This is a genomic window from Bacteroidales bacterium (assembly GCA_031275285.1).
Lineage (GTDB): Bacteria > Bacteroidota > Bacteroidia > Bacteroidales > UBA4181 > JAIRLS01.
Genome location: JAISOY010000141.1, coordinates 23,469 through 34,959, shown reverse-complemented (window position 1 = coordinate 34,959; position 11,491 = coordinate 23,469). Strand labels below are relative to the sequence as shown.

The window sequence follows — 11,491 nt, the reverse complement described above, 5'->3', positions numbered from 1 at the left end:
GTTCCCAAAAAGAATATGATCATTGTACTTATTTGTTTCGTCGGGGGCAAAAGTTGCGGGGAAAAGAACCGGATTAGCCTTGAGAACATTGTTATACATATCGGCCCCGCTGGTAATGGGTCCCTGGTAATCGTCGAACGTACCGCTCACACGGACAGCCAGTTCCGTCGTTTTGGTCAGGTTCAGGTTAACATTAGAGCGTACCGAATATTTATTCAGCTGGATATTATTGTTAAAACTATTGACCGGATCGACCGATAATATCCCGTTGTCGCGGTTGTAGGAAAGGGCTACATAGTAACGCGCCACCTTTCCCCCACCGCTCAGGCTCATATTGGCCCGCTGGTTCATGGTGTAATCTTTGAACAACATGTCTTTCCAGTCGATCATAGGGTACACGTATGGGTTGCGGCCTTCCTCGCGGGCGGCAATGGAACTATCCGAGTATGGGATGCTGGCCAGCGGATCGCGGGTACGCACTGACTCGTTATGCAATTTCATGAATGTCAACGGATCCGAAATTTCTATGTTTTTAACCGGAGCGGAAAGGGAATTCTCAAAGCGGAATGATACGGAAACTTTTCCTTCCCGTCCTTCCTTGGTAGTGACCAGGATAACACCGTTGGCACCGCGTGCACCGTACAGGGCTGTAGCTGCCGCGTCTTTCAGGATGGAAAAACTGGCGATATCATCAGGGCTCAGGCGCGATAAATCGCTGGAACTTAATTCCACATTATCGATCAGGATCAATGGGTCTGCTTTACCTGTACCGAAGGTAGTCACCCCGCGGATAAAGAAGTCCGCATTGTCCTGTCCCGGTTCACCACTGCGCTGGTAAGCGATTACTCCGGCTATCTTACCGGCAAATGCTGTAGTCAGGTTACTACTCGGTACTTTTAATTCAGAAGGATTAACGGTCGCAATAGAAGAAACTATGCTTTCCTTTTTCTGGGTAGCAAAAGCAACCACTGTTACTTCACCTATTTCAGCAACTACTTCTTTCATGGCTACAGCAAGGATACGCCGTTTACCTACAACGATATTTTCCGGCTGATAACCAATAAAACTGAATTGTAAAACAGAAGTATCCGAAGGTACTATTATGGAAAATTCACCATTACTATCGGAGGCGGTCCCGGTAGTAGTTCCACGGATCATAATGGATACCCCCGGTAAGGTTTCGCCGGAATCATCGGAAACAGTACCCGTAATACGGATCCCTTGCTGGGTCTCGTTGGATAAATCAGCATTAACTTTCCTGGATAAAGCAATCTGCCGGTCCGATATTATATACTGGATATCTGTATACTCGAACAGCTTATCCAGTATTTCTGTAATATTTTCCCCGCTTGCATTGATCGAGACCTTTTTATTAAGATCCAATGCATCTTCATAATAAATAAATATGAATTCACTGCTTTTTTCAATTTCGCTAAAAACTTCTTTAATAGTTTTATTCTTTGCGTTAATCGATAAAAAGGTTGATTGTGAGTAGCTATTTAAAGCAAAACTGGCATTAACGCCTAAAAACAAAAATAAGGACAGAAATTTCACCTTCAGCAAGAATTGTTTTTTCAGATGTATTTTGTAATATTTATAATACATTTGCATAATTATTTGATAAGTTAAGTGTACTTAATTTATTTAATCGTCAGCCGGCTGATACCGCAATTATCAGGCGGCTTTTTTATGTCTTTATCCGGTTTTTACCATAGGCTTTTACGGTTTATAGGTGATTATGTATTTATCTTTTTCATAAGTGCAATTTACAGGAGCAATATATTTGATAATGGCCATCACATCATCCAGGTTATCTTTCAGATCCAGTTTCCCGTTGCATCTCAATCCGGCAGCTTTTTTATCTACGATCATTTCCTTTCCGTAATATCTTGATAACCGGGTAATAATAACATCCAATCTTTCTTTTTCGCATATATAAACTCCGTCGATCCACGATGTATATGTATTGACGTCTACCTGTGCAATCACTTCTTTTTCGTCATTCAATTCATACATTTCATCCGGCCGCAGGAATATTTCTTTATCATCAGTATTGGATATTTTTACTGATCCGGATCTCAAAACCACTCTTTTCTGATTATCAGAACTATATGCCTGGACATTAAATTCCGTTCCTAAAACCTGTATATCGATATCGCTGGTGCGAACAATAAAAGGTCGATGTTTATCCGGTTGTACATCAAGGTATATTTCACCGTCAACAAATATTTCCCTGTTACCGGCTTTAAATTCTACGGGGAACACTACTCTTGTACCGGAATTTACCCATATCCTGGTGCCGTCGGAAAGGGTGAGAAAAGATCGTTTGCCTTTCGGAATAATTAATTGATTGAATTCAGATGTTTCATTTTTCGATATTTCATTTTTTAAGGTTTCCCGGGAACTTACTTTAATTGAAGCCGAATCATAAAGAATGAACGATTCCTTCTCCGGTAAGGATATCACCTTGTTATCTGACAAGATCAACTGGGTTTCTGTTTGTTCCTCAGTTAATATATTTTCGTAGGCAAACGTTTTTATCCCTTGTTCATTTATCTCCTGAACCGGTGAGAAGAAAAATCTGAAAAATAATAAAAGAGCAATACTTGCAGCGGTAACTAATCCGCTAATGTAGATGATCCTGATTTTCGCCGGTTGTTTACGATTGGATATTTGAATATCATTCCAAATATTTTGAACATTATGGTCGCTCAGTAAATTTTTATTTAAATCATTAATGCATTTAGCCGCATTGTAAAAACCGTCAAGATCTCCTTTATACTCTTTCTTAAAACTTTTCCAGAAAAGATCAGATTCTTCGGTCGGCTTTAGCACCGATTTTACAAAAAAGTCGTCCTGAAGAAAATTTTCAAAAGTGAAACTCAAATAGTCCTTAATATCTTTTTTTGTTTTCTCCATTTGTGCATTTTAATATAGTAATGCACGAATGTTCTTTTTTTAATCACTTTTGAAATAAAAATTTCTCATTTTTTTTATAGCTCGCTGTATAATATTGGCAACAGAGTGATAATCAATATTTTCTTTTTTGGCTATTTCTGAAATACTTAGACCTTCAACATATTTATAATAAATGATTTTTTTCTGCCGGGTGGTAAGTACCGACCAGATGTGATCTATTTGCGCTTTGCGTTCGATTTCGCTTTCAGCACTTATTATATTATCAATGGCTGTATTTATCTCGACAGGTTCTTCGTCTAATGAATTTTTGAATTTATCATATGTTTTTTGTTTTCGGAAAACCATCAATATCTTATTTTTCAGTGCAGATATTAAATAGAACCGGATGTTGTTCGTTTTTCCTAAATTTTGCCTGTTCTTGTATATGTGAATGAAAATATCGTGAATACAATCCTTGACTAATTCTTCATCGGAAGTTAATGTCATACCATATAAAAAGAGTTTCTGGATGTTTTGCTTATAAATATATTCATATGCCTGGTGATCCCCGGCAAGAAAACTACCCCAAATAGAAACATCATCCCCGTCTTTTTGCATAAGTTGCCAAAAGCGTTATAACAATAAAGATTCGCCCTGCAATGTCATATCCGATTAGTGTATAATACTGGATTAATTTGATCTGATATAAGCCGATTTTTTTCCTATTTTATTATTATGTTTTATTTTTAAGCTAATTTTTGGAATAAGTAAAATTAAACCTCCATCCTCATTCCAGTCAGATTATCGCTGACAGGTTGCTCCTCAGCAAAGCCTATTTCCTTTTCGCCTGACCAGACAAAGATACAATATTTTGGTAAATAGTAAGAATCGACCTGTTATTAACTGATAATTTTCATATTCCTGATTTATTGCTTTATACACATTTAATAATGGGTAAGTTAAGTTGTTTCGTAACAGATTTACATGGTCTTTGAGTGGATGTTATCAGGTAAAAAAACCAATCCGATATAAGGACTAAAGTACAAGCGTTAAAGTAAAAACCGACTATCTTTGTCCGGAGTTATATCATAAAATATATAAACAGGTATACACGAGTATGGTTTAAGTTTTGTCTATCTTTAATTAATCATATGATATTTTATTTTTCAGGAACCGGAAATTCATTATGGGTAGCCAAAGAATTATCCACTACATTCAAAGAGTCACTTATTTCTGTGGCAGATGAGTTGACAGGATCAAAAAGTCATTGCAAATATGATCTTAAGGACGATGAAAAATTATTTTTTGTATTTCCGGTTCATTCATGGGGACCGGCGGCCCTGGTGCTAAAATTCATCAAGAAGCTGACAGTGGGTAACTATACCGGACAACAGGTTTTCCTGATATGTACCTGTGGCGACAATTGCGGTTATACCCATAAAATCATCCGCAAGGCACTTCGTAAAAAATCGATACGGCTTACCAAAGCCTATTCCGTACAGATGCCCAATAATTATATCCTGATGTCGGGATTTAATACCGACCCCAAGGAACTGGAAGAACAGAAATTACAGGATGCACCGGATTTACTTCGGGGTGTTGTGAACGATATCAAAGAACCATCCGGCAAAGACTCATATACGGTCGGCTCCTCTCCTTTCCTGAAAAGTTATGTGGTATATCCGCTATTCCGGAAATTTGTCCTGGGAAAAACCCGGTTTTATGCGAAAGAGAGTTGTACCTCATGTAAGCTATGTGAAAAAATATGCCCGACAAAAACCATTGTGATGGAAAACGGAAAACCGGTATGGGGTAATGCCTGTGTGCAATGTGTAGCCTGCATTCACCACTGCCCTGTAAGAGCTATAGAATATGGCAATGTATCACAGGACAAGGGAAGGTATGTTCACCCGGAATAGTTTTTTATAACTTCCCATCCTCAAAAGGAGGTAAGTATTTGTCCTCATGGCATTATTTTTAACTTTTTTTATCAATAATTCCGGCTAAAAATTGAAAAATTCAAATGATTATATAACTTTGAGCGATTTTAATTTATTAAACATCTGAAAATATGGAAAATGATAAAGTAGTGCCTGCGGCACCCGTAAACAATAATGATCGACCAAAGAAATCACAGAAAGGAATCCTTATTTTGCTGGTAATCATAATTTTAGGATTGGGCGCCAGTATCGGGATCATGCTTTCAAAACTAAACGAACAACGGGAAGTACAGGAGATACTGGAAGTACAGAAGCAAACGCTGGAAGAAGACCTGACCGATCTCCAGGATCAATTTGGTGAATTGAAAACTGATAACGATAGCATTCAGAATCTGGCTAACGAACAACAGGACAGGATCACTAAATTATTGGCTGTCCAGGCGGACAATGTCTATAAGATCAAAATGTACCAGAAAGAATTATCTACCTTACGTGAAGTATTAAAGAGTTATATTGTACAGGTAGATTCCCTGAACACCCGGAACCAGATGCTCACAGCTGAAAAACAACAGCTGACAAAAAACCTGGCGCAGGAGCGGGCGCAACGTGAACGTCTGACTAAAGATAAAGATAACCTGACCTCTACCGTACAAAAGGCCCAGATCCTTTCTGTAGCCGACATCGTCGTGCAGGGACTGACCAATCGCAGCAGCGAAACACAAAGGGTACGCCGCATCGAAAAATTGAAAACATGCTTTACCGTACGTGAAAATCCGGTTGCTTTGGCAGGAGAAAAGCTTTTTTATATTGTCATTAGCAAGCCCGACAGAAAAGTATTGGCCAATAAAGCCAACGATACTTTCCCTACACAGGAAGGTGCGGATATCGTTTATACGGCCAAACGTATCGTTGAATATGACAACAAGGATATCGAAGCCTGTATCTTCGCAGATAATGACAACCAGTTAACTGTCGGTAATTATGAGGTAAATATTTATTGTGACGGATATCTGGTAGGAACCTCTAAATTTGAATTGAAGTAATGTTTATCCGGACGCTTGTTCGGTAATAATATCGTGATTGCACGCGTTTATGAAACGCGTGCAATTGCTTTTCACACACATTAATAAGAAGTTAATATAATGTCAGTACATCAGAATGTAAAAAGGGTAACCACTCATGTTTTGAGTGCGATGAAATTAAAAGGGGAAAAAATCACGATGCTTACTGCCTACGATTATTCCATGGCGCGCATTCTCGACAATGCCGGAATAGAAGTAGTACTGGTAGGAGATTCTGCGGCCAACGTAATGGCCGGATATGAAACCACTTTACCCATCACTCTGGATGAGATGATCAATTATGCATCTTCAGTCGTCAGGGGTGTGAAACGGGCATTGGTGGTGGTAGATCTGCCGTTTGGCACTTACCAGGGGAATTCCAAGCAGGCATTGGCATCTGCAGTACGGATCATGAAAGAGACAGGCGCTTCCGCCATTAAAATCGAGGGAGGCAGTGAGATCAGCGAATCCGTAACCCGTATACTTAGTGCAGGCATTCCTGTAATGGGACATCTGGGACTTACCCCACAATCCATCAATAAATTCGGAACTTATGCCGTACGCGCCCAGGAAGACGCCGAAGCCAATAAGCTACTGGAAGATGCCAAACTACTTGAGAGCCTCGGATGTTTCGGAATTGTTCTTGAAAAAATCCCGGCCAAGTTAGGTGCACAGGTAGCTCAGGAAGTGAAGATACCCATTATCGGCATAGGTGCAGGTCCGCATGTAGACGGGCAGGTACTGGTATTACACGATATGCTGGGATTGAACAATGAGTTTTCTCCCCGTTTCCTTCGCCGTTACCTTAACCTTTTTGAAGAGATCAAAGGAGCCGTACAGCAATACATCACGGATGTACGCACCTCTGACTTTCCCAATGAAAAAGAACAATATTAGTAGGATCGCTTTTTAAACCTTTTCCTTTGGAAATCCTTTACGAAGATAACCATCTGATCATCGTCAACAAACGAAGCGGGGAAATCGTACAATCCGACAAAACCGGGGATATTCCGTTAGAGCAATCGGTAAAAGATTACCTGAAGAAGAAATACCATAAACCGGGTGAAGTCTTTTTGGGGGTGGTACATCGTGTAGACAGGCCGGTAAGCGGAGTAGTGATGTTTGCCAGGACTTCAAAATCCCTGGAAAGGCTGAACAGGATGTTCCAGGAAAAGGCCATCCGGAAAACCTATTGGGCCATCGTAAAGGAACGTCCGCCCAAAGAGAGCGATACTTTGGTGCATTATATAGAACGTAATACACATAAAAATCGTTCATATGCCCATATAAAGGAGAAAGCCAATACGAAAAAAGCAATATTACATTACCGTCATATCGCATCATCGGACCGTTATCATTTACTGGAAATAGATCTGGAAACGGGTCGTCATCATCAGATCAGATGCCAGTTGGGAGCCATCGGGTGTCCGATCCGTGGCGACCTGAAATACGGCTATCCCCGTTCCAACCCAGATGCCGGAATTCATCTGCATGCCCTGCAGATATGCTTCAAACATCCTGTTAAGGACGAAGAAATAACCATTACGGCCCCTCTTCCCGACGATGTCTTGTGGCATGCTTTTAAAGACAAGTTACCGGAATTTTCTCAAAACAGATCCAATCATTAATTTTGCCGTCGAATCAATCAACACACCATGACGCTTATCATTGTAATCATCACCTCCGTAGTCTCTATCCTTGCTTTCTCACGCAGGGACCTGTTTGCCAAACTTCTGTTCAATCCCTACCAGGTATATCACCGTAAGGAATGGTACCGGCTGATCACACACGGACTGCTTCATGCAGACTGGTTACACCTGATCATCAACATGATGGTATTGTTCTCTTTCGGACGCTATGTGGAAAGCTATTTCCGGCTGATGGCCGACCTTACATGGATGAAAATGCCCATGTTCTGGTATGTGCTTTTTTACCTGCTGGCGCTGGTCATATCTTCACTGGTTACCTTACGCAAGCACAAGGACGACATCTGGTATAACTCTGTCGGAGCATCGGGAGCTGTTTCTGCGGTATTGTTCTGCAGCATTTTTTTCGACCCGAACAGTACCTTATTATTCATGGGCTTTATTCCGATCAAAGCGTATATCTTCGGCCCGCTCTATCTGATCTATTCTTATTATTCCAGCCGTAAAGCCGCCGATAATGTCAACCATGACGCCCATTTACTAGGTGCGGTTTTCGGATTTTGTTTCCCTTTATTGGTTGATATTGACCTGATCAGGGTGTTCATCGGCCAGTTTCAATAAACTGCAAAAATGCCCCTGATCCGTATTCTTTTTATTGTTCTGGGAACGATCAGCCTGACACTCGGCATCATCGGAATTTTTCTACCGTTACTGCCGACTACTCCATTTCTGTTACTGACCTCATATCTGTATTACAGAAGTTCTCCCAAATATTATGACTGGCTGATACGCCAACCGGTCTTAGGAAAATACATACAGGATTATAAGGAAAAGAAAGTCATACCGTTAAGGGCAAAAATATTATCGCTGACCCTTTTATGGGGAACCATACTATACTGTGTGGTCTTCGTCATAGAAAGCTGGTGGATCAGGGGATTACTGCTGTTGATTGCTATTGGGGTTTCGGTACATATCTTATCATTCAGGAACAACTGAATTAGGTACAGGTTCGTTAGTTTCTCCTTATTTGTATCAATAATTATTAAATTATAAATGCTCAATCATACCGACCGTTTCCGATAATGAACGACAGGTATATGTTGCTCCGGGTATGGATGTTTCCGATATAAAGATAAATTTCATGCCCAATCCTTTCGCAAAAAGCAGGTCGGACGGTGCGTCACCTATCATCAGGGACCGGCTAAAATCGATCCCGGGAAAATCTTTTTTCGCCTGCATACCCATTCCGATACCAGGTTTCCTGTTGGGATCACCGGCAGATTCCAGCGACGGACAATAATAGATCCGGGTAATGGTTCCTCCGGCTTCCTCCACCCGGCGGATGATGTAGTTGTGAATACGCTCCAGGTCCGCATCGGTCATCATTCCTTTACCTATTCCCTGCTGATTGGTAACAATAAATACATATTGGAACATTTTTCCCAGTTGTACAATAGCGTCCACGGCTCCCGGTAATAGTTCGAATTGTGACAAGTCGCGCACATAATCCCCTTCTATTTTCCGGTTGATCACTCCATCCCTGTCCAGAAAAACAGCGCTTTCTTTATTTTTTACCGCCCACATAATACTCAAAAACGTTCGTCAATTCTTCCTGTGCTTTCTGATAATCCTCCGGAATACCAATATCGATAAAATAATCATGGAATACACATCCCGACATGGGTAAGCGTTGTTTTTCCAGTACCTCTTTTTCAAAGGAGAAAGCACCCTGCTCCCCAAGCGCACTTATTTTATTTTTAACGGAGGATTTCAGCCAGTACAAACCGGCATTAAATACACCATGTGCGACCTGTTTCTTTTCTTCAAAACCGATGACTTTATCACCATCAAGGATAACGGCGCCATAGCGGTCGAAATCATTTGCTGCTTTCAAAGCGATACTGACGGGTGTTTGTTGGCTCCGGTAAAAATGATAAAACACATCCAAAGGAAGCAAAAAAATACTGTCTCCGTTCATGACCAGTACATCATCGGATGTCAGCATGGACATTGAGCGAAGAATAGCTCCCCCTGTTCCCAATGGGGTATCTTCGATACAATATTCAATCTGCATGGAGGAAAAACGATGACCGAAATAATTCCGGATCACTTCATGTTTGTATCCTACCGACAAGATTACTTTCGAGAATCCATAAAATGACAATTGCCGGAGCAAAATTTCCAGAAACGGTTGGTTCCCGATTGGGGACATGGGTTTCGGCACATCAGAAATTACGGATTGCAAGCGTGTCCCGAATCCTCCCGCCAGGATGATCGCTTCCTTCATTTTTTTGAAAATAAAGCAGATTCTACCAATTCGCAGACAATATGCATCAGTAAAATATGTATTTCCTGTATCCTGGGTGTATCATCCGAAGGGACACAAATATTGTGTTGCACTGTTTTTAATAGTTGGCCACCTTGTTTTCCTGTCAGTCCGATGGTCACCATTCCTTTCTCATTGGCTTTGTTCACAGCCCTGAGGATATTAGCGGAATTTCCGGAAGTTGACAGTCCGATCAGCACATCTCCTGCCCTTCCCTGACCGTCAATGATACGTTCATATACATAATCGAATCCATAATCATTGGCAACTGCGGTCATGTAAGAGGTATTTACATGCATGGCTTCCGCAAACAAAGAAGAACGGTCTATATAGAATTTCCCGCTCAGTTCAGCTGCAATATGCTGCGCATCTGCAGCGCTGCCCCCATTTCCGCATATATATAATTTATTTCCCGCACGGTAACAATCAACCAGTAAACCGGTGATATGCGCCGTTTTCTCCAATAGATACCGATCTGACAATGTAGCATTGGCCGTTTCGATATGACTTTCTATCCTTTGGGTGATTATTCTTGTGTAGTCCATGTATATAAACCCTGTTTACTAAAATCCATATGTTGTACGGATCCCATTTCTAAAGCATTTAAAGCGTTGATCACTGCATAACGGGAAATCCCCGGACAATAGAAGAAAAGGTAACCTCCGCCTCCGGCACCGGATATCTTACCACCCAATGCGCCGTTTTTCACAGCAGTCTCATAGATCAGGTCTATTTTCGGATTGGATATCTGATGGGCCATTTTTTTCTTGTTGTTCCAACTCACATTCAGGGATTTTCCAAGCTCATGCAACTCATTCCTCAGTAAACAGTTTTTCATCCTGTATGCTTCTTTTTTCACATTATGCATGGCTTCCAGTGATTCGGACCGCCGGTCGCGCACATTCTGCTGTTGCTCTTCAATTATAACACCTGAACTCCGTTGCTGGCTGGTATAGTATAAAACCGTACTGAACGCCCATTCCTTTAGTATTTCCTGACGTATCCTCAATGGATTGACAATGACTTTATCATCCTGCTGAAATTCCATAAAATTGACTCCCCCGAATGTCGCAGCATATTGATCTTGTCTTCCCCCTGCCATCCCTAGGTCAATACGTTCTATCTCATACGCATAATGAGCTATATCATATTCCCCGAGCGGCAACCGGAGCCATTCGGTAAATGCACCCAATATAGCCACGACCAATGTCGAGGAAGTCCCTAATCCGGAACCGGTCGGAACATCCATGGAGGTGGTCAGCTCAAAAGATAACGGCTGGCCTTTGTTGTATTTTCTTACAATGGAATTATAGACACCTTTTTGTAACAACAATTCCCCTTCCACCGGTAATTCGGCAATCGCGTCCAGTTCCTCTGTTATGCCGGAAGCATGGATGAAACGTACTTTACCATTATTCAACGGACGCAAAGTGGCATAAGCATATAGATTGACCGTTACATTCAGGATGGCGCCTCCGTATATATCCGTATAAGGGGACAGGTCTGTTCCTCCTCCTGCAATACCTAAACGAAACGGTGCTTTACTTCGATGAATCATGATCAGGGTTAAAAAAACAAAAATAAGCATCTTATTGATTATATCTGTATATTTGTTGGCTG

The 11,491-nt window shown here is 41.2% G+C and carries 13 protein-coding genes; 6 read left to right on the top strand and 7 right to left on the bottom strand.

Going from position 1 to position 11,491, the window contains the following annotated elements; all coding sequences use genetic code 11:
* The 3 genes from LBQ60_14565 to LBQ60_14555 form a co-directional block, all read right to left on the bottom strand.
* The coding region (locus tag LBQ60_14565) for a SusC/RagA family TonB-linked outer membrane protein (protein MDR2039143.1) at window positions 1–1,272 on the bottom strand (1,272 nt) is incomplete at its 3' end.
* A 447-nt stretch (window positions 1,273–1,719) separates the two neighbouring features.
* Window positions 1,720–2,919, bottom strand: a complete 1,200-nt coding sequence (locus tag LBQ60_14560) for a FecR domain-containing protein (protein MDR2039142.1) — start codon at window positions 2,917–2,919, stop codon at window positions 1,720–1,722.
* A 39-nt stretch (window positions 2,920–2,958) separates the two neighbouring features.
* Entirely contained in the window at window positions 2,959–3,516 is a 558-nt protein-coding gene (locus LBQ60_14555; GenBank protein MDR2039141.1) for a sigma-70 family RNA polymerase sigma factor, read from the bottom strand.
* A gap of 533 nt (window positions 3,517–4,049) precedes the next feature.
* On the opposite strand from LBQ60_14555, the gene LBQ60_14550 reads away from it, so the two are divergent.
* The 6 genes from LBQ60_14550 (at window position 4,050) to LBQ60_14525 (ending at window position 8,541) form a co-directional block, all read left to right on the top strand.
* Window positions 4,050–4,817, top strand: coding sequence for an EFR1 family ferrodoxin (locus tag LBQ60_14550; GenBank protein ID MDR2039140.1), 768 nt, complete (start codon window positions 4,050–4,052; stop codon window positions 4,815–4,817).
* 152 nt (window positions 4,818–4,969) lie between these two features.
* The gene (locus tag LBQ60_14545) at window positions 4,970–5,881 is read left to right on the top strand and encodes a hypothetical protein (GenBank protein MDR2039139.1); all 912 of its coding nucleotides are present in this window, start codon (window positions 4,970–4,972) and stop codon (window positions 5,879–5,881) included.
* 99 nt (window positions 5,882–5,980) lie between these two features.
* Window positions 5,981–6,796 (top strand): 3-methyl-2-oxobutanoate hydroxymethyltransferase, encoded by an 816-nt coding sequence (gene panB, locus LBQ60_14540; protein ID MDR2039138.1) that lies wholly within the window; start codon window positions 5,981–5,983, stop codon window positions 6,794–6,796.
* A 26-nt stretch (window positions 6,797–6,822) separates the two neighbouring features.
* A complete protein-coding gene (locus LBQ60_14535) occupies window positions 6,823–7,527 on the top strand; it encodes an RluA family pseudouridine synthase (GenBank protein MDR2039137.1) in 705 nt (234 codons plus the stop codon).
* A gap of 27 nt (window positions 7,528–7,554) precedes the next feature.
* Window positions 7,555–8,166, top strand: coding sequence for a rhomboid family intramembrane serine protease (locus LBQ60_14530; GenBank protein MDR2039136.1), 612 nt, complete (start codon window positions 7,555–7,557; stop codon window positions 8,164–8,166).
* Between the two features lie 18 nt (window positions 8,167–8,184).
* On the top strand, window positions 8,185–8,541 hold the full coding sequence (locus LBQ60_14525; GenBank protein ID MDR2039135.1) for a YbaN family protein: 357 nt from the start codon (window positions 8,185–8,187) through the stop codon (window positions 8,539–8,541).
* A 51-nt stretch (window positions 8,542–8,592) separates the two neighbouring features.
* Here LBQ60_14525 and LBQ60_14520 read toward each other — a convergent pair whose 3' ends face one another.
* The 4 genes from LBQ60_14520 to LBQ60_14505 are packed head-to-tail and all read right to left on the bottom strand — an operon-like array spanning window position 8,593 to window position 11,429.
* Window positions 8,593–9,129 carry an HAD family hydrolase gene (locus LBQ60_14520; protein MDR2039134.1) on the bottom strand — a complete coding sequence of 179 codons (537 nt, stop codon included), beginning with the start codon at window positions 9,127–9,129 and terminating at the stop codon, window positions 8,593–8,595.
* Window positions 9,110–9,832 carry a nucleotidyltransferase family protein gene (locus tag LBQ60_14515; protein ID MDR2039133.1) on the bottom strand — a complete coding sequence of 241 codons (723 nt, stop codon included), beginning with the start codon at window positions 9,830–9,832 and terminating at the stop codon, window positions 9,110–9,112. Before LBQ60_14515 ends, LBQ60_14520 begins: the two co-directional genes overlap by 20 nt.
* The gene (locus LBQ60_14510; protein MDR2039132.1) at window positions 9,829–10,416 is read right to left on the bottom strand and encodes an SIS domain-containing protein; all 588 of its coding nucleotides are present in this window, start codon (window positions 10,414–10,416) and stop codon (window positions 9,829–9,831) included. The genes LBQ60_14515 and LBQ60_14510 overlap by 4 nt, the downstream gene beginning before the upstream one ends.
* The gene (locus LBQ60_14505) at window positions 10,398–11,429 is read right to left on the bottom strand and encodes a dehydrogenase (protein MDR2039131.1); all 1,032 of its coding nucleotides are present in this window, start codon (window positions 11,427–11,429) and stop codon (window positions 10,398–10,400) included. Before LBQ60_14505 ends, LBQ60_14510 begins: the two co-directional genes overlap by 19 nt.
* Between the last annotated feature and the right edge of the window lie 62 nt (window positions 11,430–11,491).

Coding starts and splice junctions, on each gene's coding strand:
- LBQ60_14520 (MDR2039134.1), bottom strand. CDS start 9,129: ATGTGGGCGGTAAAAAATAAAGAAAGCGCTGTTTTTCTGGACAGGGAT.
- panB (MDR2039138.1), top strand. CDS start 5,981: ATGTCAGTACATCAGAATGTAAAAAGGGTAACCACTCATGTTTTGAGT.
- LBQ60_14510 (MDR2039132.1), bottom strand. CDS start 10,416: ATGGACTACACAAGAATAATCACCCAAAGGATAGAAAGTCATATCGAA.
- LBQ60_14545 (MDR2039139.1), top strand. CDS start 4,970: ATGGAAAATGATAAAGTAGTGCCTGCGGCACCCGTAAACAATAATGAT.
- LBQ60_14560 (MDR2039142.1), bottom strand. CDS start 2,919: ATGGAGAAAACAAAAAAAGATATTAAGGACTATTTGAGTTTCACTTTT.
- LBQ60_14515 (MDR2039133.1), bottom strand. CDS start 9,832: ATGAAGGAAGCGATCATCCTGGCGGGAGGATTCGGGACACGCTTGCAA.
- LBQ60_14505 (MDR2039131.1), bottom strand. CDS start 11,429: ATGATTCATCGAAGTAAAGCACCGTTTCGTTTAGGTATTGCAGGAGGA.
- LBQ60_14550 (MDR2039140.1), top strand. CDS start 4,050: ATGATATTTTATTTTTCAGGAACCGGAAATTCATTATGGGTAGCCAAA.
- LBQ60_14555 (MDR2039141.1), bottom strand. CDS start 3,516: ATGCAAAAAGACGGGGATGATGTTTCTATTTGGGGTAGTTTTCTTGCC.
- LBQ60_14530 (MDR2039136.1), top strand. CDS start 7,555: ATGACGCTTATCATTGTAATCATCACCTCCGTAGTCTCTATCCTTGCT.